The sequence below is a fragment of the Microbacterium sp. LWH13-1.2 genome (assembly GCF_038397735.1).
Taxonomy (GTDB): Bacteria; Actinomycetota; Actinomycetes; order Actinomycetales; family Microbacteriaceae; genus Microbacterium.
Genome location: NZ_CP151635.1, coordinates 1,213,213 through 1,237,876 on the forward strand (window position 1 = coordinate 1,213,213; position 24,664 = coordinate 1,237,876).

Sequence of the window (24,664 nt, forward strand, 5' to 3'; positions counted from 1 at the left end):
GCCCATGACCGACGGGGCGGTTCAGACCGCCTGAGCGAAGCCGAGGTCGGCGCTGTCCGCGATGTGGGCCAGGTGCGCGGGGATCTCGCGCCCCTTCGACACCATCGACTGCGCCCAGAGCCGTCCTGCGCGGTACGAGGAGCGCACCAGGGGCCCCGCGAGGACGCCGAGGAAGCCGATCCGTTCGGCCTCTTCCTTGAACTCCACGAACTCCGTCGGCTTGACCCATCGGGCGACCGGCAGATGGCGAGGCGACGGCCTCAGGTACTGCGTGATCGTGATGATGTCGCAGCCGGCGTCGTGCAGGTCGTTGAGAGCCTGGACGACCTCCTCGGGCTCTTCGCCCATTCCGAGGATCAGGTTCGACTTGGTGATGAGCCCGGCGTTCCGGCCCTGCGTGATCACGTCGAGCGAGCGCTCGTAGCGGAAGGCCGGACGGATGCGCTTGAAGATGCGCGGCACGGTCTCGACGTTGTGGGCGAACACCTCGGGGCGGGCGTCGAAGATCTGCCCGAGGAAAGCCGGGTCGGCGTTGTGCTCGTTGGCGAGCAGTTCGACGCCGGTGTTCGGGTTGAGCTCGTGGATCTTGCGGACCGTCTCGGCGTTGAGCCACGCGCCCGTGTCCGGCAGGTCGTCCCGCGCGACGCTCGTGACCGTGGCGTAGCGCAGGTTCATGCGCACGACGCTCTCGGCGACACGTCGCGGTTCGTCGGTGTCGTAGGCGTCGGGCTTGCCGGTGTCGATCTGGCAGAAGTCGCAGCGCCGAGTGCATTGCGAGCCGCCGATGAGGAACGTCGCCTCCCGGTCCTCCCAGCACTCGAAGATATTGGGGCACCCCGCCTCCTGGCAGACCGTGTGGAGATCCTCGCTCTTCACGAGAGAGTGCAGAGCCGTGTACTCGGGCCCCATCTTCGCCTTCGTCTTGATCCATTCGGGCTTGCGCTCGATGGGAGTCTCGGCATTGCGGATCTCGAGGCGGAGGAGCTTGCGCCCCTCGGGTGCGGCGGTCATGCGGGTACTCCTGCGTGGTCGACGGGCGAGTATTCGGTGAGGAAGGCGGCGGCGACTGCGTCGACGATGTCCGAGGGGGAGACATCGGCGCCGACGACCTCGCTGACGGTCGTCACTCCGGCGTCGGTGATGCCGCACGGGATGATGCCGCGGAACCCCGACAGGCTGTTGTCGCAGTTGATCGCGAACCCGTGCATCGTGACTCCCTGCTGTACGCGCACCCCGATGGCTGCGACCTTGTCTTCGGAGAGGGGGCGACGTACCCACACGCCGCTTCGGCCATCCACCTGGTACCCGTCGACACCGAGCGGGCGCAGGACATCGATGAGGACGCGCTCGAGCCGGCGGACGTGCGCGACGACGTCCATCGGCTCCGGCAACCGGACGATCGGATACCCGACCAGCTGGCCGGGGCCGTGCCAGGTGATCTTGCCGCCGCGGTCGACGTCGATCACGGGTGTGCCGTCCTGCGGTCTCTCCTGGGGTTCCGTGCGCTTGCCTGCGGTGTACACGGCTTCGTGTTCGAGAAGGATGAGGGTGTCAGGGCGTGTGCCGTCGACGACATCGGCGTGGGTGCGGCGCTGCAGATCCCATCCGTCCGTGTAGGGAACGTAGGCCGGAGCGAGTCCGGGGGTGAGGATGTCGAGCATGATCAGGTCGCTCTCATTCAATAAATGGATTGCGTCTAAGAATACTCCTCCTGGCGATCCCCGGCACGCGGAAGCGACGCGCGGTAGCGTGTGAGCATGAGTAGCACGAGCCGAGCAGGGCGCCCGAAGGCGTCTTCGCGCGAGACCCTCGCCGAGGCTGCCTGCGAGCTGTTCCTCGAGCGCGGCTATGACGCGACATCCGTCGCCGACATCACTCAGCGCGCGGGGGTGAGCCGCTCGAGCTTCTTCAACTACTTCTCGTCCAAGAGCGACGTACTGTGGTCGGGGCTGGATGACCGCATCTCGAGTGCGGTCGAGGACCTCGTCACGGTCCCCGCCGACCGCGATGGGGCGGAGGTCCGACGGATCCTGACCGGCCTGGTCGACGGCTTCGCTCCCGACAGCCTCGCACTGGCGATGACCAACTCGTCGGCGATGGGACTCGACGACGAGCTCGAACAGGATGCCGCGCTGCGCCAGGCGCGACTCGCGGCGGCGCTGGCGGATCTCGCACGGCGATCGGGCGTTGCTGCTCTCCCGGCAGACATCGTTGCAGCGACCTGGTCTGCCGCAGTTCTCGCCGCCGTGCGGGCGTGGGCGGAGGGCGGTGCGGGCCGCGGATCGGTCGGAGACAGGTTCGCCGAGGCCGTGCGCATGATCGACCGGCTGCCCTGGGGTTCCCCACCCGCCTGATCGACAGAGCAGGAGTAAACCGCCTGAGCGCGTCGTGAGCGCGGAGAACGGGTGAGATTCGCGTAAACTCGGTCTCACCATGGCTACCTTTGGCACGCTCTCCGATCGGCTCACCGAGACCTTCCGCAATCTGCGCACGAAGGGAAAGCTCACCGCGGCCGACGTCGACGGCACCGTGCGCGAGATCCGTCGCGCTCTGCTCGACGCCGACGTCGCTCTCGCCGTCGTGAAGGAGTTCACTGCCAAGGTGCGCGAGCGTGCGCTCGGCGACGAGGTCAACAAGGCCCTCAACCCGGCCCAGCAGGTCGTGCAGATCGTCAACGAGGAACTGATCCAGATCCTCGGCGGCGAGCAGCGGCGTCTGCAGTTCGCCAAGACCGCGCCGACCGTGATCATGCTCGCCGGCCTCCAGGGCTCGGGTAAGACCACGTTCGCGGGCAAGCTCGCGAAGCAGCTCGAGGGCGAAGGGCATACGCCCCTCCTCGTCGCTGCCGACCTCCAGCGCCCGAACGCCGTCAATCAGCTCCAGGTCGTGGCCGAGCAGGCCGGTGCCACCATCTACGCTCCCGAGCCGGGCAACGGCGTCGGCGATCCGGTCAAGGTCTCCCGCGACGGCGTGGAGTACGCTCGCCGCCAGCAGCACGACGTGGTCATCATCGACACCGCAGGCCGTCTGGGAGTCGATGCGGAGCTCATGAAGCAGGCGTCCGACATCCGCAAGGCGACCGACCCTGACGAGGTCCTGTTCGTCATCGACGCGATGATCGGTCAGGATGCGGTCAACACCGCCAAGGCGTTCCAGGAGGGTGTCGACTTCACCGGTGTCGTCCTGTCGAAGCTCGACGGTGACGCGCGCGGTGGAGCCGCGCTGTCTGTGGCGTCGGTCACCGGTCGACCCATCATCTTCGCGTCGACCGGAGAGCGCCTCGAAGATCTCGAGCCCTTCCACCCCGACCGCATGGCCAGCCGGATCCTCGACCTCGGCGACATCCTCACCCTCATCGAGCAGGCCCAGCAGGCCTTCGACGAGGACGAGGCCATCAAGATGGCCGAGAAGCTCGCCACAGAGCAGTTCACGCTCGAGGACTTCCTCGACCAGCTTCAGCAGATGAAGAAGATGGGGTCGATGAAGAAGATGCTGGGGATGCTCCCCGGCATGGGCCAGATGAAGCAGCAGCTCGAGGACTTCGACGAGCGGGAGATCGATCGCACCGAGGCGATCATCCGCTCGATGACCCCTGGTGAGCGCCGCAACCCCAAGGTCCTCAACGGATCACGTCGCCTGCGCATCGCGCGTGGTTCCGGCATGACCGTCACCGACGTGAACCAGCTGGTGCAGCGCTTCGATCAGGCCGCCAAGATGATGAAGACGGTCGCCCGTGGCGGCACCCCGAACATCCCGGGTATGGGGTCCATGCCCGGCATGGGCAAGCCCGGAGCCTCGTCGAAGCGCGGCAAGAAGGGCAAGTCGTCCGGCGGATCCCGCTCGGGCAACCCGGCGAAGCGAGCGGCCGAGAACGCGGGGCTCACGACTGCCGCGGCCCCCACGGGGTCAGGATTCGGGTTGGGCGGGGCCAAGGCGCCCAGCGAGGCAGACCTCGCCGAGATCCAGAAGCTCTTCGGCAAGAACTGACGTTGACGTCGCTCACGCTCGGGACGTCGGCAGCGAGTGCTCCCGAGCAGGGGCCGCTGACCGGCGTGGCGTGCTGAGCGCCGTCAGCTGTCCTACGACGAGGGCGACGAGTACCAGAGCGATTCCGAGCGCCTGAAGCGGTGTGAACGACTCGCCGGCTACAAGGGTGCCCAGCAGCGTCGCGACCACGGGGGAGAGCAGAGCGAGCAGCCCTGGCGCGATGACCGGCAGCAGCTGGATGCCGCGGAACCACAGCGTGTAGGCGAGCAGGCCTCCCACCGAGCCCAGCCACACGTATCCGAGCACCGCTGCGCCATCGACGGTGGCAGGAACACCTTCGAGGAGCAGCGTGAGCGGTAGGAGGACGAGACCGCCCGAGGTCAGCTGCCATCCCGCGTATGCGACGGGCCCGACACCTGCAGGACGCCCCCAGCGCTTGGTGAGGATCATTCCGAGAGCGGTTGCGGTCACGCCGCCCAGCGCCGCGAGGATTCCGACGGTGTCGAGCTGCGCGGCCGGACCCAGCACGACGAGAGCGACGCCGCCCGCGCCCACGATGGCAGCGGCGGCGGTGAGGGGGCGGATCCGGTCGCGCAGCACGAGCGCGCTCATGCCGAGGATGATCATCGGCTGTGCTCCCGCGACGGCAGCTGCGACTCCGCCTGGCAGCCGCTCGGCTGCCAGGAAGAGCAGAGGGAAGAACGCCCCGATGTTGAGGCTTCCGAGCAGCAGGGACTTCAGCCACCAGCCGCCGGACGGGAGGGTCCTGCCGATCGCCAGGGCGATGAGCCCCGCGGGGAGCGCACGCAGGAGACCTGCAAGAAGGGGGTGCCCGGCGGGAAGCATTTCCGTCGTCACGAGGTAGGTGGTGCCCCAGGAGAGAGGAGCGAGAGCTGTGAGGAGCAGAACGGACATACGTTTCATATCCCCAGCCTGAACGTTGCCGAAGGATGAGTCCAAGGCATTATTGTCACCTGCTTCATGAAGAGAGATCATTGATGTGTGGATCTCCAGCAGCTGAAGTACGTCGTCGAAGTGGCATCCGCGTCGAGCTTCACTCGAGCGGCCGAACGGTGCTTCGTCACACAGTCCGCCCTCAGTCATCAGATCGCCGCCCTCGAGCGCGAGCTCGGACAGCGTCTCTTCGTCCGGTCGAGCCGCAGCGTGCGGACCACCGAGGCGGGGGACGCCTTCCTGATCCACGCGAAGATGGCGGTGATGGCTGCCGACGACGCCCGTGAGGCCGCGGCTGCGGCTTCCGGTCGTGTCGTGGGCACTCTCCGACTCGGCGTCATCCCCACGGCGAGTGCGGTGTCGGTGCCGCAGGTCATCTCGCGCTTCCGCGAGACGCATCCCGATGCTCGCGTCGAGCTCTCCGTCGGCAACAGCGACACCCTCGCTGACACGGTGCGGCGGGGCGACCTCGATGTCGCGCTGCTGGGCCTCCGCGAGGAAGCCGTGCCGAGGGGCGTCTCCTCGCGGGAACTCGGTCGCGAGCGCCTGGTCGTCGCGATGCACCCGACGCATCGTCTCTCAGGTCGGACACGAGTCCGGCTCGCGGACCTTGCGGACGAGGTCTTCGCGGACTTCCCCGCAGGAACGTCGGGTCGCGCCCAGGGAGACGCGGCGTTCGCGTCATCCGGCATCTCGCGCGATGTGGCATTCGAGGCCGACTCGTCGGAGATGCTCCTCGGGCTCGTCTCGGAGGGCCTCGCCGTCGCCCTGCTCGCGCCGGGCGTGATCGCCGCGTCAGCCGCGGATGCGATCGCCGTCGATCTGGTCGATGGGCCCGTTCGAGTCCAGTACGTCGCGTGGGACGACCGCGCGCCGCGCAGCGTCGCGACTGCCTTCCTGCGCGTCCTCGATTCCGTGACAGGTGTCGAGGGAGACGAGACGGGCCCGGAGGAATCCTCCGGGCCCGTCTCCTCAAGAAGCTGAGGTCACTTCACGTCCTCGTCGACCCAGTCCATCGACTTGCTGACGGCCTTGCGCCACAGGCGCAGCTGGCGGTCGCGCTCGGCGTCCTCCATCGAGGGCTCCCAGCGGCGGTCCTCCTGCCAGTTGGCGGACAGGTCGTCCAGACCGTTCCAGAAACCGACGGCGAGACCGGCGGCGTACGCGGCACCGAGTGCCGTCGTCTCGGCGACGACCGGACGAACGACCGGGACGCCCAGGACGTCAGCCTGGAACTGCATCAGCGCGTCGTTCGCGACCATGCCGCCGTCGACCTTGAGCTCGGTGAGGTCGACGCCTGCATCGGCGTTGACCGCGTCGAGCACATCGCGGGTCTGGAAGGCGACTGCCTCGAGTGCCGCGCGAGCGATGTGGTTCTTGTTCGCGTAGCGGGTGAGACCGACGATCGCGCCGCGTGCGTCAGGACGCCAGTACGGAGCGAACAGACCCGAGAACGCGGGGACGATGTACACGCCGCCGTTGTCGTCGACCTGCTTGGCGAGCTCTTCGACCTCGGGAGCGGATCCGATGATGCCGAGCTGGTCGCGGAGCCACTGGATCAGGGATCCGGTGACGGCGATCGAGCCCTCGAGCGCGTAGTGCGTCGGTCCGTCGCCGAGCTTGTAGCCGACGGTGGTGAGCAGCCCGTTCTTCGAGTGGACGATCTCCTCGCCCGTGTTGAAGATGAGGAAGCAACCGGTGCCGTAGGTGTTCTTGCTCTCACCCGTGTTGAAGGCGGCCTGCCCGAAGGTCGCGGCCTGCTGGTCGCCCAGGATGCCGGCGATCGGCGTCTCGCGCAGCAGCGACGAGTCCTCGGCAGCTCCGTACACCTCGGAGGAGGAACGGATCTCCGGCATCATCGAGCGCGGCACGCCGAAAGCCTCGAGGATGTCGTCGCGCCACTCGAGCGTCTCGAGATCCATGAACATCGTGCGCGAGGCGTTGGTGACGTCGGTCACGTGCACACCGCCGTCGACACCGCCCGTGAGGTTCCACAGCACCCAGCTGTCGGTCGTGCCGAAGACGAGGTCGCCCGCCTCGGCCTTCTCGCGTGCACCCTCGACGTTCTCGAGGATCCACGCGATCTTGGTGCCCGAGAAGTAGGTCGCGAGGGGGAGGCCCACGACGGGCTTGAATCGCTCGACGCCGCCGTCGGAGGCGAGGCGGTCGACGATCTCCTGCGTGCGGGTGTCCTGCCAGACGATGGCGTTGTAGACCGCCTTGCCGGTCGTCTTGTCCCAGACCACAGCGGTCTCACGCTGGTTGGTGATGCCGACGGCGGCGATGTCGTGACGCGTCAGATCGGCGCGGCTCAGGGCGAGTCCGATGACCTCCTGGACGTTGCGCCAGATCTCGGCGGGGTCGTGCTCGACCCAGCCGGCCTTCGGCAGGATCTGCTCGTGCTCCTTCTGACCGGTCGCGACGATGCTGCCCTTCTTGTCGAAGATGATCGCGCGGCTGGAGGTGGTGCCCTGATCGATGGCGATGATGTAGTCGGCCATTGTGTTCTCCTTTGAAGTCAGGTTCGGGTTCAGGCGAGGTTCAGCAGGACGGGTGCGGCGACGGCGGCGAGGACACCACCGATGAGCGGGCCCACGACCGGGACCCACGAGTACGACCAGTCGCTGGAGCCCTTGCCCTTGATCGGCAGGATGGCGTGGGCGATACGCGGTCCGAGGTCACGTGCAGGGTTGATCGCGTAGCCGGTCGGTCCACCGAGGGAAGCACCGATGCCGACGACGACCAGCGCGACCGGGAGCGCGCTGAGCGGTCCGAGGCCTCCGGGGGTTCCGATGTCGGCGACGCCGTAGTCCGCGAACGCGAAGACCGCGAAGACGAGCACGAACGTGCCGATGACCTCGGTGACGAGGTTCCAGCCGTACGAGCGGATCGCGGGGCCGGTCGAGAACACACCGAGCTTGTTCGCCGCCTCCGGCTCCTCGTCGAAGTGCTGCTTGTAGGCGAGCCAGGTGAGGATCGCACCGACGATCGCTCCGAGGAGCTCGGCACCGGTCGCGACGGCGAACTGCGAGAAGTCGATCTTGCCGGCGACCAGGAGGCCGATGCCGACGGCCGGGTTCAGGATCGCGCCGGAGTATGCGGAGGCGAGGACACCCACGAAGACCGCGAGACCCCATCCCCAGTTGACCATCAGGAAGCCGCCGCCGAAGCCCTTGTTCTTCGCGAGGGCGACGTTGGCGACCACACCACATCCGAGGAGGATCAGCATCGCTGTGCCGACGAACTCCGAGAGGAAGTAGAGACCGAGATTCACATCAGTCATGTCTTCATTGACCTTTCTTGAGTGCCAGGGCCCCTTAGCCCTGGCACTTGTTGGGAGTTACACCGCGTGGAGGGCGGTGTTCGGATGTCTCGTCAGCCGCGTGTGCGGGACGAGATCTTCAGTCCATGTCGCTCGTTCAGCAGAGTGCGCGTCTGATCCAGCTCGGCATCGTGTCGCGCACGATCCCAGTCGAGCAGAGGTGCCAGTGCGTCGGCAAGCTCTTCGAGCACATCCGCGTCGGCGTGTCCGGTGAATGCGATGCTGGTGCGGCGCAGGATGACATCCTGCAGGCGCGCGACCATCTCGTTCTCCACCATCCATGCGAGCTCGCGCGTCGAGAGGTCGCCACCGGCGAGGGGAGCGTCGTCGCCCTGTTCGATGTACTCCCACACCTGCGCTGCGCGGGTGCCGTAACGGGCGAGCAGGCGTTCGGCGCGCTCACCGGCTCCGGGCAGGTTCTCCTGGATCCAGATGCGTCGGGCCTTCTCGGTGCGCGGGAAGTCGCGGCCTCCGCCGATCGCGCGCCCGGCCGTCGACACGGTGCGGGTGCGGCCGATCAGCCCGAGCACGACGTCGGAGAGCGACTCGCCGAGGGCGCGGAAGGTCGTCCACTTGCCGCCGACCAGGCTGACGAGGGGTGCTGCGCCCTTCTCGTCGACCTCGATGCGGTAGTCGCGAGAGACGAACCCGGGAGCCGTGTCCTCGTGGCGGGGAAGCGGTCGGATGCCGGAGAAGTTGTAGACGATCTGCTCGCGGGTCACGTCGATCTGCGGGAAGACGTGGTGGATGAGGTCGAAGAAGTAGTCGATCTCCTCCTCCGTGCAGACCGGGACCTCGCGCGGATCCGCGTCGATGTCGGTCGTGCCGACGAGGACGCGTCCCTTGAGTGGGTAGATCAGCACGATGCGGCCGTCGGAGTGCTCGAAGAAGATCTCGCGTCCTCGCGTCGCCTCGAGGAGCTCGGGGTGGTCGAGCACGATGTGCGAGCCCTTGGTGCCGCCCATGAAACGGGTGTCGGTGCCGAGGGCGTCGTTCGTGAGGTCGGTCCAGGGGCCGGAGGCGTTGACGACCACATCGGCGGTGACGGTGAACTCGGTGCCGCTCTCGCGGTCGCGGAGCACGACGTTCGCGCCGTCACGTGCGACGGCCTCGACGTAGTTCAGTGCGATGGCACCGCCCGGATGCGCGGCGCGTCCGTCCTGCAGCACGTCGAGCGCGAGACGCTCGGGGTCGTGCATCGAGGCGTCGTAGTACGTCGCGGTGTACTTGATGTTCGGGTCGAGCGAGGGGAGTTCGGCCAGCGAGCGCTTGCGACCGAGGAACCGGTGACGGGGCACCATTCCACCGTCGCGCGAGAACGTGTCGTAGATCGTGAGGCCGACCTTGATCAGGAACGCGCCGCGCTCCTGGGGCTTGCCGCTCTTGTGCGTCAGGAAGCGCAGGGGAGCGGACAGGATGCCCGAGAAGGTCGAGTAGATCGGGATCGTCGTCTCGAGCGGCTTCACGTAGTGAGGCGCGATCTTGAGCAGACCGTTGCGCTCTTCGACGGACTCGCGGACCAGTCGGAACTCGCCGTTCTCGAGATAGCGGATGCCGCCGTGGATCATGTGGCTCGACGCCGCCGACGCGCCGGAGGCGAAGTCTCCGCGTTCGACGAGCAGGACGTCCACGCCCTGCAGTGCGAGGTCACGGAACGTGGAGATGCCGTTGATCCCCGCTCCGATGACAAGGACGCTCGTGCGTCCCGATTCACGGACCGCGCGGACTTCGGCGCGTTCCGGTGATGAGTGTGTCGACTCGATCATCTTCGACCCTTCTCTGTGCGTGCCCCCAGCTTCGACCCTTCTGGCCAGTGCGCGCAAGCCGGTTGCACATATGTGCAAAGATCGACGCGAGGAGGTCGTCGTGGCACATTCAGATGCAGTATCCCGCGATTCGAAGCTGGTCGCGGCGCTCACCGCCGCCCAGCTCTACTACATGCAGGACAAGACCATGGAGGTCATCGCGCAGGAGCTGAAGACCTCTAGGTCGTCGGTGTCGCGTCTTCTCAGCTTCGCCAGGGAGAGCGGCCTCGTGGACATCCGCATCAACTCCCCGCTGGAACGGCTCGGGATGCTGGAGCAGCACATCAGGGACCGCTACCGCGTCGTCGCGCACGTCGTTCCGATTCCGGAGATCGTCAGCGAGGTGGAGCGACTCGAGCGCGTCGCGCTGACCGCCGGACGGCTGCTGTCGCAGTTCGTCGACTCGAACATGATCGTCGGCGTCGCCTGGGGGTCGACGATCAGTGCCGTCAGCCGCGGGCTGACGCAGAAGGAGACGCACAACACGACATTCGTGCAGCTCAACGGCGCGGGCAACACGCAGACCAGCGGTGTGGAGTACTCGAGTGACATCCTGCAGCGCTTCGGCAGCGCGTTCGGTGCGCAGGTGCAGCAGTTCCCGGTGCCGGCGTTCTTCGATGACCCCTCGACGCGTGAGGCGATGTGGCGGGAACGCAGCACACGCCGTGTGCTGGATCTGCAGTCCAAGATGGACATCGCTGTGTTCAGCCTCGGCTCGCCCGCCGCGGAGGTCCCCAGTCGGGTCTACGTCGGCGGCTACCTCGGCCGCGACGACTACCGCAGCCTGCGTGAGGACCACGCGATCGGCGACGTGGCGACGGTGTTCTTCCGGGCGGACGGGTCGTGGCGGGATATCCGGGTGAACGCGCGGGCGACCGGACCAGGACTAGACAGGCTGCGCCGTGTGCCCAGGCGCGTGTGCGTGGTCTCGGGCGTGCCCAAGCTCGTGAGCCTTCGTGCGGCGATCGCTGCCGAGCTCATCACCGATGTGGTGCTCGATGAGGGCCTGGCGCGGCGACTCGTCGAGGACTGAGGTCAGCCCTCTTCCGTGGACGCCTCGGGGCCGGAGCGGAACTCGCGGATCAGATGCTGCACGACGGCGCCCAGATCTCCACCGGTCGCATTCGCGATGGTCAGCTGACGCTCGTAGCTGGCACCGTCGTGCAGGATGGTCCCGATGCTCCCGAACTCTCGCACGCAGCCGAGTTCCACAGCGACCGGGGCCAGGTCTTCGATCACCTGCGCGAGATGATCGCGCACAGGGCGCTGCGTGCCCGCGGCATCCACGATCACGCGAGCATCGAGGCCGTAGCGCGCTGCACGCCACTTGTTCTCGCGGTGGTACCAGGCCGGCATCTGCGGCAGGGTCCGACCCTCGTCCAGCTCTCGTGAGAGGTGCTCCACGAGCACCTGGACCAGTGCCGCGACGGCGGCGAGCTCCGGCAGGGTCGACAGGCCGTCGCATGCGCGGATCTCGATGGTGCCCCAGCGCGGCGCCGGACGGATGTCCCAACGCACCTCCGTGGCATCGGCCATGACACCGGTGCGGACCATGTCGTCGAGGTAGGCCTCGTACTCCGACCAGTCCTGGAGGGGCCAGGGGAGTCCCGCGGTGGGCAGCTGCTGGAAGACGAGGGCCCGGTTCGAGGCGTATCCGGTGCGCTCTCCGGCCCAGAACGGGCTCGACGCCGCGAGTGCCTGAAGATGAGGGAGGTAGCCCGAGAGGGCATTGATGATCGGGATGACCTTGCGCTGGTCCTCGACCCCGATGTGCACATGGATGCCCCAGATCATCATGTTGCGACCCCACCACTGGGTCCGCTCGATCAGGGTGTGATACCGGGTCTTGTCGGTCACCTCCTGGTCGTACCACTGCGCGAACGGGTGGCTGCCGGCGGAGAGCAGCTCGATACCCGCGGGGTCTGTGGCGGTTCGCACTGCTGCGATCGCATTGGCGATGTCGTCGATCGCGTGCGCGACGGAGTCGCCGATGCCGCTGGTGACCTCGATGGTGTTGGTGAGCAGCTCGCCGGTCACGGTGTGCCGCTCATCCTCACTCTCGGCCTCGAGCGCCGAGAGCAGCTCCGGCGCACGACCGACCAGATCACCGCTCACCGGATCGGCGAGCATGATCTCCCACTCCAGGCCGACGGTGGACCGCGCCGAGGGCGCGAAATCGAGCTTCACGAGCACAGTCTGACACGCGCTGTCGGCGACACGGCAACCGCCGTGTCGCCGCGTTTCGCGCCTGGGCCGCGCATCTGGCAGAATAGAAGGTCGGACGACGTGCTCGACCCTCTATCCAGCATTCGTCCTCCCTCTTTGAGCTTCCGCCGGGTGTGCACCCCACTCTCCAGGCGATCGGTTCGTCAACTTCCACACAATTCAGGAGAATCGTGGCTGTCAAGATTCGTCTCAAGCGCCTGGGCAAGATCCGTGCGCCGTACTACCGCATCGTCGTCGCCGACTCGAAGACCAAGCGCGATGGTCGCGTGATCGAGGAGATCGGCAAGTACCACCCCACCGAGGAGCCCTCGTTCATCGAGATCGACTCCGAGCGTGCGCAGTACTGGCTCTCCGTCGGTGCGCAGCCGACTGAGCAGGTCGCCGCCCTTCTCAAGATCACGGGCGACTGGGGCAAGTTCAAGGGCGACAAGGACGCCAAGTCCACGCTCAAGGTCAAGGAGCCCAAGGTTCCGTTCGAGATCGACGCGTCCAAGAAGTCGGTCGTCAAGCCCAAGGCCGAGAAGAAGGTGGAAGCTCCCGCAGAGGAGGCTCCCGCCAAGGCCGACGCGGAGGCCGCTGAGGCTCCCGCCGCAGACTCGGAGTAGTCCGTCGTGCTCGCCGCCGCGCTCGAACACATCGTCAAGGGGATCGTCGATCACCCGGAGGATGTGCGTATCAACTCGTCCACCTCGCCGCGAGGCGATCTCCTCGAGGTGCGTGTGCACCCCGATGATCGTGGACGCGTGATCGGGCGCGGCGGCCGCACCGCCAAGGCACTGCGTACGCTCATCTCGGCGCTGGCTGATGGGCGTCGCGTCCGCGTCGACGTCGCGGACGACTGACGTGGTGTCGAAAGATCGCAACCAGGGCAAGAACCAGCTGCGCGTAGGGCGTCTCGTCAAGGCCCATGGCCTCAAGGGCGCGCTCAAGCTGGAGCTCTACACCGACAACCCGGAGCGCCGTTTCACTCCGGGAGCCGAGTTCACGTTGCAGGTGCCCGAGGCATCTCCGTGGCATGGCAAGACAGTCGTCGTCCGCGAATACCGCGTGATGAACGGCAACCCGGTCGTGTTCCTCGAGGACGTCGACGATCGTGAGGGTGCCGAGACCCTCGTCCGCGCGATCCTCTGGATCGATCAGGACGATGACGAGGTCGAGGACGACGCATGGTTCGACCACCAGCTCGTCGGTCTCGATGTCGTCCGCGATGAGACCATCGTCGGCAAGGTCGTGCGCGTGGAGCACTTCCCCGCCCAGGATCTGCTCATCGTCCGATCCGGCGATCAGGACATCATGGTGCCGTTCGTCCAGGCGATCGTCCCGACCGTCGACGTGAGGGCGGGACGTGTCACCGTGACTCCGCCTCCCGGCCTCTTCGAAGAGCTTCCGGACACGACAGACACAGCGGATGCGGGAGAGTCTTCGGACTCCGACGCATCGGCGTGACCGCTGATACGGTTCCTCCGTGCGCATCGACGTCCTCTCGATCTTCCCGTCCTACTTCGACGGACTGACGCTCTCCCTCCTCGGGAAGGCGCAGAGTGCAGGCATCCTCGATCTCCGAGTGCGTGATCTGCGCGAGTGGACGTCCGATCGTCACCGCACCGTCGACGACACCCCGTACGGCGGCGGCGCCGGGATGGTCATGAAGCCCGAACCCTGGGGCCTCGCGCTCGACGAGCTCGCGTCATCGAGCGCCGAGGCGACGAGAACCGCGGCGGCGCAGACGCGACCCACGATCATCTTCCCCTCGCCGGCCGGTGAGGTCTTCACTCAGGCCACTGCACGCGACCTGAGCACGCGCGATCACCTGATCTTCGGGTGCGGACGCTACGAGGGCATCGACGAACGGGTCTTCGAGTACGCGGCGTCGCTGGGAGAGGTCCGTCTCGTCAGCCTGGGCGACTACGTCCTCAACGGCGGAGAGGTGGCGACGATGGCGATGATCGAGGCCATCGGCCGCCTCATCCCCGGAGTCGTCGGTAACCCCGAGAGCCTGGTCGAGGAATCCCACGAGGACGGCCTGCTCGAGTACCCGTCGTACACGAAGCCCTCCGTCTGGCGTGATCGCTCGGTACCCGAGGTGCTGCTGAGCGGCAATCACGCGGTAATCGCCTCATGGCGGCGCGAGCAACAGCTCGAGCGGACGCGTCGCCGTCGCCCCGACCTGCTGCCGGAAGACGACGCTTAGACCAGAGTCTCTCTGCCGTGGTCGATCTCGAATACGACATCATGCGGATGCCGGAGCGACAGGGCCGACGCCGCATCCAGGCCTCGGAGGTCGGCCCGGAGCATTCTTCCGAGCATCTCGTGGCTCACGAGGAGTGGGATGCCGGCCGTCGCCCATCCGCACGACGACAACGCCCGGCGCGCTCGCGCCCGCGCCTGCGCGTAGCTCTCGCCGCCGGGGAAGGCCCATCCATAGCGGTTCGCCGCGCGTTCCTCACGCGCGGTGGGAAACCGTCGATCGATCTCCTCCCAGGTCATACCCGCCATGTCGCCGTGGTGTACCTCTGCGAGTTCTGGGACCTCGACGAGATCGGCGCCGAGGCGATCGGCGATGATGACAGCCGTCCTCAGCGCCCGACCGAGAGGGCTGGAACAGACCGTCGTGATCCCGCGGCCGGTGAGGCGCTCGGCGACATTCTTCGCCTGCAGGATGCCGTCCTCTGTCAGCGGCGAGTCCAGCTGCCCCTGCAGACGATGTTCGAGATTCCACCGCGTCTGACCGTGTCGCACCAGGAACAGGTGCTCCGGCACGTGGCGATCCTGGGGAATCATGGACTCAGGATGGCACAGCCGCCTCGATCACGGCGGAGTGATCCCGCCGTCGGCTGATACCGTCTGAGCATGGTCGATGAGGTTCTCGCGAAGTCTTTCGAACGCATCGGAGCGGATTACGACCGCTACCGCCCGGGATTCCCGCAGGCCGCGGCCGACCTGGTGATGCAGACGCCTGTGCGCGCTGCGCTCGACCTCGGGGCCGGCACCGGTAAGTTCACGGAACTGCTCCAGGGACGAGCCGAGCGCGTCATCGCGGTCGAACCGTCGTCGGCGATGCTCGACGTGCTGCGAGTCAAGCTTCCGGCAGTGGAGGCGCTGCAGGGAAGCGCCGAGCGGATTCCGGTGGCTGACGGCAGCGTGGACGTCGTGTCCGTCGCGCAGGCCTTCCACTGGTTCGATCGCGAGCCCGCGTGTGCGGAGATCACTCGGGTACTCGTGTCCGGTGGCGCCCTCGGACTGATCTGGAATCACTCCGACCCCACGAGCGCCTGGGACAGAGCGGCGCATCGCATCGCGCATCCCGCGGTGGCGGATGAGGACGGCACGACGAGCTCAGCCGCGGACGAGCTGCCGGGCTTCGTCCACGTCCGACACGAGCAGATCCACTGGACGGAGCGGATCCGACGGGAGGACTACTTGCGGCGATGGTCGACAGTGAGCAGCTTCCTCGTGGCGGATGACGACGAACGCGCGGGCATGTTCGCCGCGATCGAGGCCGTCCTGGACGCCGACTCCGAAACGCGCGGTCGCGACGACTTCGACCTGCCCATCGTGACGGACGTATTCGTCTACCGACGCGCCTGATCCGAGGGCGAGTGCTCAGTCGACGCCGAGGAACGAGCGGTCGGTGAGGATGATCGGACCGTCGGCTGTGACGGCTACCGTGTGCTCCGAATGAGCACCTCGGGATCCGTCGACACTGCGAAGCGTCCAGCCGTCAGGGTCTGTGATGAGCTCGTCGGTCGTCTCCAGCAGCCAGGGCTCGAGTGCGAACACGAGTCCCTCGCGAAGCGGGAAGCCACGACCTGCGCGCCCGTCGTTGGGGACATGCGGGTCGCCGTGCATGATGCGGCCGACGCCGTGCCCGCCGAAATCGGTGTTGATCGAGTACCCCTCGCCGTGCGACACGGCCGCGATGGCGGCGGAGATGTCACCGATCCGATTGCCCACGACGGCAGCCGTGATCGCGGCGTCGAGGGCGCGCTGGGTCGTGTCGATGAGTCTGAGATCCTCGTCGCGCGGAGTGCCGACGACGAAGGAGACGGCCGAATCCGCGACCCATCCGTCGACGGACACGGCGAAGTCGAGCGAGACCAGATCCCCATCTCGGAGCGTGTAGTCGTGGGGGAGTCCGTGCAGCACGGCATCGTTGATCGACGTGCAGATCACCTTGCCGAACGGGCTCGCGCCGAACGAGGGGTGGTAGTCGATGTAGCACGACTCCGCTCCTGCCTTGCGGATCATGTCGTGCGCTCTGCGATCGATCGACAGCAGGTTGGTGCCGACCTTCGTCTCGTCGCGCAGGGTAGCCAGCGTCTCGGCCACGAAGCGCCCGGCGGCGCGCATCTCGTCGATCTCGGCAGGGGTGCGCAGTTCGATCATCGGGTGTCCTCTCGTCCTCTCCATTCTCGCCGATGCGTGCGCCTCCGGCGTCCGCGCGCTCACAGCGAACACCGGGGCAGCGGCGTGCGGGGCGTCGTACGATCTGTGACATGTGGTTGCGTCAGGCGTTCTTCCGGTGGCTGGTTCCGGCCGCGTTCCTGCTGCCGCTCTGGCTCCTGATCGGCTGGGGCGTCTTCCAGGGCGGGTGGACGATCCTCTGGGTCCTCTTCATCGCGATCCCGTCCGTCTTCGTGGGGCAGCTTCTGCTCACGCTTCTCACGCGGTCCCGCCCCTCCGTGCGCGCCGATCGTGCCGTCTCGTGGTGGGACGTCGGAGGCTTCACCCTCTGGCATGGTCTGACGATCGCGGTCGGATGCTTCATCGACGGTGCATTCGGCTGGCTGCTCGCGGCCGCGATCGTCGTCGGCATCGGCCTCGTGTGGCTGCAGCTGTGGCAGCTGTGGAACGAGGCCAAGGGCAGTGGCGCGCGATTCCGCGAGACCATCGCCTGGTCGACCGTCCCCGGCGTCGACGAGCCGGCGCCCTCGACGCGCGCGCATGAGGTCATCGTGGTCCGGGAGAGCGACGCTCGCGAATGACACCGCAGCACGTGACGTTTTGGCCGCGTGCAGCATCCATGGCAGAATGAGTGTTTGTGCCGTGACCGGTTCTGCCTCAGGGGAACCCGCGGACGCTTCGGCGCCGTTCAGCACACCTCTTCTTATTCCTACTTACATCATGCAACCGACCTGAGGCGAGTGCAGAGAGAGACGATCATGCAGATCCTCGACGCCGTCGACGCAGCATCCCTGCGTTCCGACATTCCCGTCTTCCACCCCGGTGACACGGTCAACGTGCACGTGAACATCACCGAGGGCACCCGCTCGCGTATCCAGGTCTTCAAGGGCGTCGTCATCGGCCGCCAGGGCGATGGCGTGCGCGAGACCTTCACCGTGCGCAAGATCAGCTTCCAGGTCGGCGTCGAGCGTACGTTCCCCGTGCACTCCCCGGTGATCGACCACATCGAGGTCGTCACCCGCGGTGACGTGCGTCGCGCGAAGCTCTACTACCTCCGCCAGCTGCGCGGCAAGAAGGCGAAGATCAAGGAGAAGCGCTTCAACTGACGCGCAGGTTCTCCGCAGCACCCCGGGACACGATGTCCCGGGGTGCTGTGTTTTCCGCCGGGTGTGCGACCCTAGGTAGTGCCGTCTCCGAGCGGTGCGAGACTGTGAAGGAACCTTGATGACGACCGATTCCGCGCCTGCGTCCACACCTCCGACGAAACGTCGTCGTGGATTCCTCGTGTTCCTGCGCGACGTACTCGTGATCATCGTCATCGCGGCGCTCGTCTCCTTCGTGGTCAAGACGTTCGTCGTCCGCTCGTTCTACATCCCGTCGGCCTCGATGGAGCGCACGTTGCTCGTCAACGACAGGATCCTCGTCGATGAGCTCACGCCGCGATGGACCTCGTACGAGCGTGGGGACGTCGTGGTCTTCAAAGACCCGGGGGGTTGGCTCGACGGGCAGGTGCAGACTCCCGCGCAGCCCCCGCTCATCCAGGCGGTCGACTGGGTCCTGAACGTGGTCGGCATCTCCGCGACCGACTCGCAGGATCATCTGGTCAAGCGCGTGATCGGACTTCCCGGCGATCACGTCGTCTGCTGCAACGCGCTCGGCCAGCTCACCATCAACGGGGCCCCGATCGATGAGCTGAGCTACCTCAACCTTCCTGACGGCGACACGGCAGCCTCGAACGAGCCGTTCGACGTCGTCGTGCCCGAAGGATCGATCTGGGTGCTGGGCGACAACCGCGATCGATCGCGCGATTCACGCGCGCATCAGGACCTTCCCAGCGGCGGCTTCGTTCCCCTTGAGAATCTCGTGGGCAAGGCGTTCCTCACGACCTGGCCCTTCGACCGCATGGGCGCCATCGACGGACATCACGACAGCTTCAACGGCGTTCCGGACTCGGAATGACCGTCGTCGCACCCAAGCTCACCCTGGAGCGTCGACTGCTGACCGAGTGCGACCTGGTCATCTCCCTCGACGAGGTCGGGCGTGGGGCGCTGGCCGGTCCCGTGGCAGTCGGAGCCGCGGCGATGGACGCCGCCGGATCACGTCGTCGCGTCCCGGAGGGACTGCGGGACTCGAAGCTCGTCACGGAGAAGCGGCGACCCGATGTCGCCGCCAGAGCAGCCGCCTGGGTCCAGGCGTCCGGTGTCGGCTGGGCGAGTTCTGCAGAGGTCGACGAGGTCGGCATCATGCGTGCTCTGGGACTGGCGGCCTCTCGAGCGGTGCAGAGCATCGTCGACCAGGGAGTCACGATCGAGAGCGCACTGGTGCTGCTGGACGGCAACCACGACTATGTGTCCGCCGTCCACCCCGTGCCGCTTCGCGTCCGTCCGGTGGTCAAGGCGGACAGGGACTGTGCGTCGGTCTCTGCCGCGTCCGTGATCGCGAAGGTCGCCCGCGACACTTATATGGCGGAGCTCCACGAGGGGCACCCGGCCTACCAGTGGGACAGGAACAAGGGCTATGCGAGCGTCGAGCACCGTGATGCGATCCGCGCTCTCGGGCTGTCTCCGCATCATCGTTCGTCATGGGCTATCGCCGATGCTCCGACGCTGTTCTGACGCTCCGTGCGGCGGCGATGCGCCGCCGACTCTAGGATGGAGACATCATGGATGAGGAAGCCTTCGACGACTACGACCGCGAGCTCGAGCTGGCGCTGTTCCGCGAATACCGCGACGTCGTCTCCCAGTTCCAGTATGTCGTCGAGACGGAGCGCCGGTTCTACCTGGCGAACGAGGTCAACGTCGTGCGTCGTGACACCGAGCACGACTTCTACTTCGAGATCTCGATGACCGACGTCTGGGTGTGGGACATCTACCGCGCCGACCGTTTCGTGAAGGCCGTGCGCGTACTCACCTTCAAGGACGTCAACGTCGAAGAACTCCAGCGCCGCGAGTTCGAACTGCCGCAGGAGTTGTCGCTCGACGGGGAGTGACCCTTTCTGCACAGTCCGTGGGTCTGACGGACTGTTCCTGAGTCCCGCGCGAACGACGCATTCGAGACGCGAATCGTCGACCCCGTTCGACAGGCTGTCGTCATGGCAGCGAAAGACGAACTCGGCAGAGCCGGTGAAGAGCAGGCGGTTCGATACCTGAGGACGCTCGGATATGAGATCCTCGACCGCAACTGGCGGTGCACTCAGGGAGAGATCGACATCGTCGCGTCGCACGGCTCGCACCTCGCAGTGGTGGAGGTGAAGACGAGACGGAGCGACTCCTACGGGCACCCGTTCGAAGCGGTTGACGCGCGCAAGCTACGCCGCCTGTGGCAGCTGGCCCATGCCTGGGCGTCTGCCCACACCGACAGCGCGCGAGGGATGACGATTCGGATCGACGCGATCGGGATCGTCGGTGCCGATCCGGCGCGCGGCACTCTCGAGCACCTCGTGGCGTTGTCGTGACGACAGCGCGAACCTGGGCCGTCGCCTTGACCGGGGTCGACGGCCACATGGTCGAGGTCGAGGCAGATCTGTCGAACCAGACCCCTGATTTCAAGATCATCGGGCTTCCCGACAAGTCACTCGGAGAAGCTGTGCAGCGCGTGCACAACGCGTGCAAGAACAGTGCGCTCGATCTCCCGCGCCGGCGGCTGACGGTCAACCTCTCGCCGGCGAGTCTTCCCAAACAGGGCTCGGGGTTCGATCTGAGCATCGCTGTGGCGGCGCTCGCTGCTGGCGGGTCGCTCTCACAGCGTTCCATCGCTCGAACCGTGCACCTCGGCGAGCTGGGCCTCGACGGAAGGCTTCGCCCGGTGCCCGGCGTGCTGCCTGCGGTGTTCGCGGCCGCGCGGGCGGGGTTCGACACCGTGATCGTCCCCTCGGCGAACGAGGCCGAGGCAGCGCTCGTGCCCGATATCGACGTGCGACCGGCCGCGACGCTTTCTCAAGTCGCCGTCTGGCATGGCGCAGAGGTGGATGTGATCGACGGTGACCCGGTCCTGGCTCCTGCCGCCGCTCAGGAAGCGGTCGAATCGCTGGACCTGTCCGAGGTCGTCGGTCAGGAGGACGCCGTACAGGCTCTCATCGTCGCGGCTGCAGGAGGCCACCATCTGCTCTTCAGCGGGCCACCGGGTGCGGGGAAGACGATGCTCGTGCGGCGTCTCCCCGGAATTCTGCCGCGTCTCACCGAAGAGGAGGCACTGGAGGTGGCCTCGATCCGCTCCCTCACAGGTGAGCCCGTGCGACGCCTCGACGTCACTCCGCCGATCGAGGCGCCGCACCACAGCGCGTCGGTGGCTGCTCTCGTGGGTGGGGGTTCGCGAGGGGTTCGACCCGGTGCCATCTCGCGAGCGCATCGCGGGGTGCTGTTCCTCGACGAAGCCGCCGAGTTCTCGCGCGTCGCACTCGACGCTTTGCGACAGCCGCTCGAATCCGGTTCGATCGAGGTGAGCCGGTCAGGGGTCACTGCCCTGTTCCCGGCGCGGTTCCAGCTCGTCCTCGCCATGAATCCATGCCCCTGCGGCAATTACGGTGTCCGGGGTTCCGAATGCGTGTGTCCGTCCCTGGCGATCCGCAGATACGCGACGAGGCTGTCAGGTCCGCTCCGCGACCGCATAGACATCGAGCTGCAGGTGGCGCGCGTCTCCGCCGTCCAGGCGATGACTGCAGACCGGACGTCCGTCACGACCGCACTGGCCGGCGAGCGCGTCGCAGTGGCCAGGGAACGCGCCGTCGCACGGTGGCGAGGCACACCGTGGCGTCGCAACGGCGAAGTGCCGGGTGCACGACTACGTCAACCTGATCTGCGGCTCGCACCATCTGCCCGAGCACCGCTCGACCGCGCGTTGGAACGGGGTGCACTCACCCTCCGGGGCTACGACCGGGTCTTGAGGTTGGCGTGGACCATGTCGGACCTGGAGGGGATCGACAAGCCGGGGCGCGACGAGGTCGGGCGCGCTCTGTTTCTGAAGAGGGGATACACATCATGATCGAATCGTTGATGGAAGCGCCCGACATCCGTGACGCGCTCGAAGGGATGGGGCCTCACGACCATCCGGAGGAAGCGCTCGCGAGGGTCGCATGGTCGGTGCTGGCAGAGCCGGGTGACGGTGTGGCGGGTGCTCTCATCGCAGAGCTCGGTGTTCGCGAGGCCCTGGAGGTCGCACTGGCCGGCCGCGGCCGTGAGCGTTCGGACGCGGGCGGAAGAGCACTCTCCGAGGGAAGAGCGAGGTGGACAGCGCGCGCCGATCCACGGGCCGTGGCGGAGGCGATTCGATGCGCGCGCGATGTGGGTGCACGACTGATCCTCCCCGGCGACGCGGGTTGGCCGGTCGCGCTCTACGACCTCGGTGCGCATGCGCCGACGCTGCTGTGGGTGCGAGGCGACCCTGGTCTTCTCTCCGCGGAGCCACGCGTCGCGATCATCGGGGCTCGTGCGGCGAGCGGCTACGGGGAGATGCTCGCCGCAGAGTTCGCGGGAGATCTGGCCGTCGGCGGCGCGCTCATCGTCTCGGGTGGTGCGTACGGGATCGATGGCGCTGCCCATCGCGCGGCGCTCGGCGTCGACGGGAAGACCGTGGCATTCCTGGCGGGCGGAGTCGATCGCGCCTACCCTCATGGTCACAGAGACCTGCTGCGACGCATCGTCGACACCGGCGCAGTCGTGAGCGAAGTGCCGTGCGGGACTGCGCCGACCAAATGGCGATTCCTGGCACGCAACCGACTCATCGCCGCGGTCAGCCATGCGACGGTCGTCGTAGAGGCGGGATGGCGAAGCGGCTCGCTCAACACCGCAGGTCACGCGGCGCAGCTTGGCCGCCCACTCGGGGCTGTGCCCGGCCCGGTGACGTCTGCGGCATCGGCGGGATGTCATCGCCTTCTGCGTGAATACGACGCCCGATGTGTGACCACTGCTGCGGAGATCCGCGAGCTCTGGGGCGACAGCGTGCACATGCCGGAGGCGGCGCCATCCGATCCCGATCAGCTGCGACTGCTCGATGCGATAACCGGCCGCTCGGCGCTCCCGGTTCTCGAGATCTGTCGGCGATCGGGACTCTCACCCGACCAGGTGAGCGCGATGCTCGGGGTGCTCGAGCTGGACGGCGTGGTCCGGCGGTCAGAGGGCGGGTGGCAGAAGACGACAGGCGACAGCGGACGGCGCGGCTGACGTGATGCCGATACCCGCTCCTGCAAGCTGGATCCATGGAGTTCGCAGCTGCGGCACAGGCCTTCACCGATCACCTCGAGCAGGTGCGCAGGCTGTCGCCCGCGACGGTTCGGGCATACCGGTCCGACCTGCGCGATCTGGCGCAGACGGTCGGAGAGCTCGGTGTGGGAGACGTGTCCCTCGAGACTCTGCGCGACTGGCTCTGGCGGGCGACCCAGCGCGGTGACGCTCGCTCGACGCTCGCGCGCCGAGCAGCCGCGGCCCGGTCGTTCTTCGCCTGGGCGCAGGAGAATGAGCTCGTCCCGCACGATCCGAGCTTGCGCCTGGTCGCACCGAAGCGCGGACGTACTCTGCCGACGATCGCCTCTCAGGATGCGATGACCGCCCTCCTCGACGCGCAACGGACGGCGGCGTCGACGGGGGAGCCGAACCCGCTGCGGGACCACGCGATCCTCGAGCTGCTCTACGGCGCAGGGATCCGCGTCTCCGAGCTCTGCGGACTCGATGTCGACGATCTCGATCTCGACCGTGGCACCGCCCGCGTGCTCGGCAAGGGATCGAAAGAGCGTGTCGTCCCGTTCGGCGCGCCGGCGAGAGACGCCATCGGCGCCTATCTCACCCGTGGTCGTCCCGTGCACGTCGCGCGGGCCGCACGCCCGACGCCCGCCCTGTTCCTCGGCACGCGGGGTGCTCGGGTGGGACCCCGAGCTGTGTACTCACTCGTCGCCGAGGTGCTCGCGCCCTATGTCGGCGCCGACACGGTCGGACCGCACGCCCTCAGACACACTGCGGCGACGCATCTTCTCGATGGGGGCGCCGATCTCCGGGCAGTCCAGGAGATTCTGGGGCACGCGAGCCTCGGCACCACCCAGATCTACACGCACGTCTCCTCTGAGCGGCTCACGGCCACCTACCGCCTGGCACATCCGCGGGCGTGAGCCTTGCGGTGGCGCGCGATCCGTTCCGATGCGCACGAGCGAGCTGAGCGCGACGCGCCGACGCCGCTCACACGGGGTCGCAGCAGGGGAGGAGCACCGCGCGCGGCACCTCTGCGAACAGAAGCATGGGGTTGATGTAGTCGCCGTCGAGTCGCACGCCCAGATGCATCGTGCCCGGCGACGTATGGCCGCCTGACCCGACGGTGCCGATCGCGTCGCCGGCCGTCACGACATCTCCTGGGGACAGAGTGGACATCACCGGCTCGAACGTCGACACGTATCCGTCGGAGTGCTCGATCGTGAGCAGAGGCCGGTCCACGACGGTTCCGCGGAACGCCACGATTCCGTCAGCCGGTGCGCGGACGGCACCGCTCTGTGCCGAGACGATGTCGACTCCGCGGTGACCGGCTCCGTATTCGTGCGCCGGCGCCCGATACGGATTCGCGACCGAGCGGACTCCGTCGACCGGCCAAGTCCAGGGTGCGGCGGCGAGAACTGTGGTGGCGGGCGGCGTGTCCGCGTTCGCAGGGACATGGGGGTCGACGCTCAGCAGAGCGACGAGCAGGATGATGGCGAGGAAGCGTCGACGAGTGGCCATCGGGCCATGATCGGGGAGGCGCGCCTCGCTCCATGCGGACCTGAGTCGAATCATCGCAGGAGGTGCGCAGAACCCGTGGATGCGCTCCGCGGTGCAGGGCGGGTGACGCCCTCGCATCCTGTATGCTGGGGGAGCACCTCGATCTCGAGGTGACTACGCGTGCCCAGAGCGACTCAGGTCGCGGCATCCACTCCCACAGGTCCTGCTTCCGAGCAGGCGGGTGTGCGCCGGGCACCAGGAAGTTCGATCGCCCGATCGACTTGACAACCTCA

General features: G+C 67.2%; 28 protein-coding genes. 18 read left to right on the plus strand and 10 right to left on the minus strand.

Annotation, left to right across the window (positions count from 1 at the left end):
- Window positions 1–21: 21 nt before the first annotated feature.
- Both lipA and lipB read right to left on the minus strand, forming a co-directional pair.
- Window positions 22–1,011 (minus strand): lipoyl synthase, encoded by a 990-nt coding sequence (lipA, locus tag MRBLWH13_RS05595; RefSeq protein WP_056509711.1) that lies wholly within the window; start codon window positions 1,009–1,011, stop codon window positions 22–24.
- The gene (gene lipB, locus MRBLWH13_RS05600; RefSeq protein ID WP_341957291.1) at window positions 1,008–1,661 is read right to left on the minus strand and encodes a lipoyl(octanoyl) transferase LipB; all 654 of its coding nucleotides are present in this window, start codon (window positions 1,659–1,661) and stop codon (window positions 1,008–1,010) included. The genes lipA and lipB overlap by 4 nt, the downstream gene beginning before the upstream one ends.
- A gap of 96 nt (window positions 1,662–1,757) precedes the next feature.
- Between lipB and MRBLWH13_RS05605 the strand changes: the two genes are divergently transcribed.
- Together MRBLWH13_RS05605 and ffh are read left to right on the plus strand one after the other, a co-directional pair.
- Window positions 1,758–2,354: a TetR/AcrR family transcriptional regulator gene (locus tag MRBLWH13_RS05605; protein WP_341957292.1), complete on the plus strand. Its 597-nt coding sequence runs from the start codon at window positions 1,758–1,760 to the stop codon at window positions 2,352–2,354.
- A 79-nt stretch (window positions 2,355–2,433) separates the two neighbouring features.
- Window positions 2,434–3,987, plus strand: a complete 1,554-nt coding sequence (gene ffh, locus MRBLWH13_RS05610; protein WP_341957293.1) for a signal recognition particle protein — start codon at window positions 2,434–2,436, stop codon at window positions 3,985–3,987.
- A 12-nt stretch (window positions 3,988–3,999) separates the two neighbouring features.
- On the opposite strand, the gene MRBLWH13_RS05615 is transcribed toward ffh, so the two are convergent.
- Window positions 4,000–4,911 carry an EamA family transporter gene (locus MRBLWH13_RS05615; RefSeq protein ID WP_341957294.1) on the minus strand — a complete coding sequence of 304 codons (912 nt, stop codon included), beginning with the start codon at window positions 4,909–4,911 and terminating at the stop codon, window positions 4,000–4,002.
- A gap of 78 nt (window positions 4,912–4,989) precedes the next feature.
- Between MRBLWH13_RS05615 and MRBLWH13_RS05620 the strand changes: the two genes are divergently transcribed.
- Window positions 4,990–5,925, plus strand: coding sequence for a LysR substrate-binding domain-containing protein (locus MRBLWH13_RS05620; protein ID WP_341957295.1), 936 nt, complete (start codon window positions 4,990–4,992; stop codon window positions 5,923–5,925).
- A 2-nt stretch (window positions 5,926–5,927) separates the two neighbouring features.
- Here the strand turns inward: MRBLWH13_RS05620 and glpK are convergent, their stop codons facing one another.
- The 3 genes from glpK to MRBLWH13_RS05635 form a co-directional block, all read right to left on the minus strand.
- Entirely contained in the window at window positions 5,928–7,442 is a 1,515-nt protein-coding gene (glpK, locus tag MRBLWH13_RS05625) for a glycerol kinase GlpK (protein ID WP_341957296.1), read from the minus strand.
- 29 nt (window positions 7,443–7,471) lie between these two features.
- Window positions 7,472–8,224, minus strand: coding sequence for an MIP/aquaporin family protein (locus MRBLWH13_RS05630; protein WP_341957298.1), 753 nt, complete (start codon window positions 8,222–8,224; stop codon window positions 7,472–7,474).
- Between the two features lie 92 nt (window positions 8,225–8,316).
- Window positions 8,317–10,029, minus strand: coding sequence for a glycerol-3-phosphate dehydrogenase/oxidase (locus tag MRBLWH13_RS05635; RefSeq protein ID WP_341957299.1), 1,713 nt, complete (start codon window positions 10,027–10,029; stop codon window positions 8,317–8,319).
- 172 nt (window positions 10,030–10,201) lie between these two features.
- On the opposite strand from MRBLWH13_RS05635, the gene MRBLWH13_RS05640 reads away from it, so the two are divergent.
- Window positions 10,202–11,101, plus strand: coding sequence for a sugar-binding domain-containing protein (locus MRBLWH13_RS05640; protein WP_235560697.1), 900 nt, complete (start codon window positions 10,202–10,204; stop codon window positions 11,099–11,101).
- Window positions 11,102–11,103: 2 nt separating this feature from the next.
- Here the strand turns inward: MRBLWH13_RS05640 and MRBLWH13_RS05645 are convergent, their stop codons facing one another.
- On the minus strand, window positions 11,104–12,255 hold the full coding sequence (locus tag MRBLWH13_RS05645; protein ID WP_341957300.1) for a glutamate--cysteine ligase: 1,152 nt from the start codon (window positions 12,253–12,255) through the stop codon (window positions 11,104–11,106).
- 209 nt (window positions 12,256–12,464) lie between these two features.
- On the opposite strand from MRBLWH13_RS05645, the gene rpsP reads away from it, so the two are divergent.
- Genes rpsP through trmD form a run of 4 tightly spaced genes read left to right on the plus strand, consistent with a single transcriptional unit; the run spans window position 12,465 to window position 14,485 of the window.
- Window positions 12,465–12,899, plus strand: a complete 435-nt coding sequence (rpsP, locus tag MRBLWH13_RS05650; RefSeq protein WP_056307932.1) for a 30S ribosomal protein S16 — start codon at window positions 12,465–12,467, stop codon at window positions 12,897–12,899.
- 6 nt (window positions 12,900–12,905) lie between these two features.
- Window positions 12,906–13,136 carry an RNA-binding protein gene (locus MRBLWH13_RS05655; protein ID WP_056307930.1) on the plus strand — a complete coding sequence of 77 codons (231 nt, stop codon included), beginning with the start codon at window positions 12,906–12,908 and terminating at the stop codon, window positions 13,134–13,136.
- A 1-nt stretch (window position 13,137) separates the two neighbouring features.
- Window positions 13,138–13,740, plus strand: a complete 603-nt coding sequence (gene rimM / locus MRBLWH13_RS05660; RefSeq protein WP_341957301.1) for a ribosome maturation factor RimM — start codon at window positions 13,138–13,140, stop codon at window positions 13,738–13,740.
- Window positions 13,741–13,759: 19 nt separating this feature from the next.
- The gene (trmD, locus tag MRBLWH13_RS05665) at window positions 13,760–14,485 is read left to right on the plus strand and encodes a tRNA (guanosine(37)-N1)-methyltransferase TrmD (RefSeq protein WP_341957302.1); all 726 of its coding nucleotides are present in this window, start codon (window positions 13,760–13,762) and stop codon (window positions 14,483–14,485) included.
- On the opposite strand, the gene MRBLWH13_RS05670 is transcribed toward trmD, so the two are convergent.
- A complete protein-coding gene (locus MRBLWH13_RS05670) occupies window positions 14,482–15,075 on the minus strand; it encodes a histidine phosphatase family protein (protein ID WP_341957303.1) in 594 nt (197 codons plus the stop codon). The two genes, trmD and MRBLWH13_RS05670, sit on opposite strands and share 4 nt — an antisense overlap.
- Before the next feature lie 69 nt (window positions 15,076–15,144).
- Between MRBLWH13_RS05670 and MRBLWH13_RS05675 the strand changes: the two genes are divergently transcribed.
- A complete protein-coding gene (locus MRBLWH13_RS05675) occupies window positions 15,145–15,882 on the plus strand; it encodes a class I SAM-dependent methyltransferase (protein WP_341957304.1) in 738 nt (245 codons plus the stop codon).
- 15 nt (window positions 15,883–15,897) lie between these two features.
- Here the strand turns inward: MRBLWH13_RS05675 and map are convergent, their stop codons facing one another.
- Window positions 15,898–16,680, minus strand: coding sequence for a type I methionyl aminopeptidase (gene map / locus MRBLWH13_RS05680; RefSeq protein WP_341957305.1), 783 nt, complete (start codon window positions 16,678–16,680; stop codon window positions 15,898–15,900).
- 110 nt (window positions 16,681–16,790) lie between these two features.
- Here map and MRBLWH13_RS05685 point away from each other — a divergent pair, with 110 nt between their 5' ends.
- The 9 genes from MRBLWH13_RS05685 (at window position 16,791) to MRBLWH13_RS05725 (ending at window position 23,794) form a co-directional block, all read left to right on the plus strand.
- Complete coding sequence (locus MRBLWH13_RS05685; RefSeq protein WP_341957307.1) at window positions 16,791–17,279, plus strand: MFS transporter permease; 489 nt, start codon at window positions 16,791–16,793, stop codon at window positions 17,277–17,279.
- A gap of 177 nt (window positions 17,280–17,456) precedes the next feature.
- Window positions 17,457–17,804, plus strand: a complete 348-nt coding sequence (gene rplS / locus MRBLWH13_RS05690; RefSeq protein WP_341957309.1) for a 50S ribosomal protein L19 — start codon at window positions 17,457–17,459, stop codon at window positions 17,802–17,804.
- A 118-nt stretch (window positions 17,805–17,922) separates the two neighbouring features.
- Window positions 17,923–18,657 (plus strand): signal peptidase I, encoded by a 735-nt coding sequence (lepB, locus tag MRBLWH13_RS05695; RefSeq protein WP_341957310.1) that lies wholly within the window; start codon window positions 17,923–17,925, stop codon window positions 18,655–18,657.
- The gene (locus MRBLWH13_RS05700) at window positions 18,654–19,313 is read left to right on the plus strand and encodes a ribonuclease HII (protein ID WP_341957311.1); all 660 of its coding nucleotides are present in this window, start codon (window positions 18,654–18,656) and stop codon (window positions 19,311–19,313) included. The genes lepB and MRBLWH13_RS05700 overlap by 4 nt, the downstream gene beginning before the upstream one ends.
- A 47-nt stretch (window positions 19,314–19,360) precedes the next feature.
- Window positions 19,361–19,687: a DUF2469 family protein gene (locus tag MRBLWH13_RS05705; RefSeq protein ID WP_017830719.1), complete on the plus strand. Its 327-nt coding sequence runs from the start codon at window positions 19,361–19,363 to the stop codon at window positions 19,685–19,687.
- 102 nt (window positions 19,688–19,789) lie between these two features.
- On the plus strand, window positions 19,790–20,152 hold the full coding sequence (locus MRBLWH13_RS05710; RefSeq protein WP_341957313.1) for a YraN family protein: 363 nt from the start codon (window positions 19,790–19,792) through the stop codon (window positions 20,150–20,152).
- A complete protein-coding gene (locus MRBLWH13_RS05715) occupies window positions 20,149–21,678 on the plus strand; it encodes a YifB family Mg chelatase-like AAA ATPase (RefSeq protein ID WP_341957314.1) in 1,530 nt (509 codons plus the stop codon). The genes MRBLWH13_RS05710 and MRBLWH13_RS05715 overlap by 4 nt, the downstream gene beginning before the upstream one ends.
- On the plus strand, window positions 21,675–22,856 hold the full coding sequence (gene dprA / locus MRBLWH13_RS05720; protein ID WP_341957315.1) for a DNA-processing protein DprA: 1,182 nt from the start codon (window positions 21,675–21,677) through the stop codon (window positions 22,854–22,856). The genes MRBLWH13_RS05715 and dprA overlap by 4 nt, the downstream gene beginning before the upstream one ends.
- Before the next feature lie 35 nt (window positions 22,857–22,891).
- On the plus strand, window positions 22,892–23,794 hold the full coding sequence (locus MRBLWH13_RS05725; protein WP_341957316.1) for a tyrosine-type recombinase/integrase: 903 nt from the start codon (window positions 22,892–22,894) through the stop codon (window positions 23,792–23,794).
- Window positions 23,795–23,861: 67 nt separating this feature from the next.
- Here the strand turns inward: MRBLWH13_RS05725 and MRBLWH13_RS05730 are convergent, their stop codons facing one another.
- Entirely contained in the window at window positions 23,862–24,392 is a 531-nt protein-coding gene (locus tag MRBLWH13_RS05730) for a M23 family metallopeptidase (protein ID WP_341957317.1), read from the minus strand.
- Window positions 24,393–24,664 lie beyond the last annotated feature (272 nt).

What these genes read in the sequence shown, in the direction of transcription:
- dprA (WP_341957315.1), top strand. Translation starts at nt 21,675, where the DNA reads ATGATCGAATCGTTGATGGAAGCGCCCGACATCCGTGACGCGCTCGAA.
- MRBLWH13_RS05705 (WP_017830719.1), top strand. Translation starts at nt 19,361, where the DNA reads ATGGATGAGGAAGCCTTCGACGACTACGACCGCGAGCTCGAGCTGGCG.
- MRBLWH13_RS05685 (WP_341957307.1), top strand. Translation starts at nt 16,791, where the DNA reads ATGTGGTTGCGTCAGGCGTTCTTCCGGTGGCTGGTTCCGGCCGCGTTC.
- MRBLWH13_RS05635 (WP_341957299.1), bottom strand. Translation starts at nt 10,029, where the DNA reads ATGATCGAGTCGACACACTCATCACCGGAACGCGCCGAAGTCCGCGCG.
- MRBLWH13_RS05640 (WP_235560697.1), top strand. Translation starts at nt 10,202, where the DNA reads ATGCAGGACAAGACCATGGAGGTCATCGCGCAGGAGCTGAAGACCTCT.
- MRBLWH13_RS05630 (WP_341957298.1), bottom strand. Translation starts at nt 8,224, where the DNA reads ATGACTGATGTGAATCTCGGTCTCTACTTCCTCTCGGAGTTCGTCGGC.
- MRBLWH13_RS05730 (WP_341957317.1), bottom strand. Translation starts at nt 24,392, where the DNA reads ATGGCCACTCGTCGACGCTTCCTCGCCATCATCCTGCTCGTCGCTCTG.
- glpK (WP_341957296.1), bottom strand. Translation starts at nt 7,442, where the DNA reads ATGGCCGACTACATCATCGCCATCGATCAGGGCACCACCTCCAGCCGC.
- map (WP_341957305.1), bottom strand. Translation starts at nt 16,680, where the DNA reads ATGATCGAACTGCGCACCCCTGCCGAGATCGACGAGATGCGCGCCGCC.
- MRBLWH13_RS05725 (WP_341957316.1), top strand. Translation starts at nt 22,892, where the DNA reads ATGGAGTTCGCAGCTGCGGCACAGGCCTTCACCGATCACCTCGAGCAG.
- MRBLWH13_RS05710 (WP_341957313.1), top strand. Translation starts at nt 19,790, where the DNA reads ATGGCAGCGAAAGACGAACTCGGCAGAGCCGGTGAAGAGCAGGCGGTT.
- lepB (WP_341957310.1), top strand. Translation starts at nt 17,923, where the DNA reads ATGACGACCGATTCCGCGCCTGCGTCCACACCTCCGACGAAACGTCGT.
- MRBLWH13_RS05670 (WP_341957303.1), bottom strand. Translation starts at nt 15,075, where the DNA reads ATGATTCCCCAGGATCGCCACGTGCCGGAGCACCTGTTCCTGGTGCGA.
- rplS (WP_341957309.1), top strand. Translation starts at nt 17,457, where the DNA reads ATGCAGATCCTCGACGCCGTCGACGCAGCATCCCTGCGTTCCGACATT.
- MRBLWH13_RS05675 (WP_341957304.1), top strand. Translation starts at nt 15,145, where the DNA reads ATGGTCGATGAGGTTCTCGCGAAGTCTTTCGAACGCATCGGAGCGGAT.
- MRBLWH13_RS05700 (WP_341957311.1), top strand. Translation starts at nt 18,654, where the DNA reads ATGACCGTCGTCGCACCCAAGCTCACCCTGGAGCGTCGACTGCTGACC.
- MRBLWH13_RS05615 (WP_341957294.1), bottom strand. Translation starts at nt 4,911, where the DNA reads ATGAAACGTATGTCCGTTCTGCTCCTCACAGCTCTCGCTCCTCTCTCC.
- lipB (WP_341957291.1), bottom strand. Translation starts at nt 1,661, where the DNA reads ATGCTCGACATCCTCACCCCCGGACTCGCTCCGGCCTACGTTCCCTAC.
- lipA (WP_056509711.1), bottom strand. Translation starts at nt 1,011, where the DNA reads ATGACCGCCGCACCCGAGGGGCGCAAGCTCCTCCGCCTCGAGATCCGC.
- MRBLWH13_RS05605 (WP_341957292.1), top strand. Translation starts at nt 1,758, where the DNA reads ATGAGTAGCACGAGCCGAGCAGGGCGCCCGAAGGCGTCTTCGCGCGAG.
- ffh (WP_341957293.1), top strand. Translation starts at nt 2,434, where the DNA reads ATGGCTACCTTTGGCACGCTCTCCGATCGGCTCACCGAGACCTTCCGC.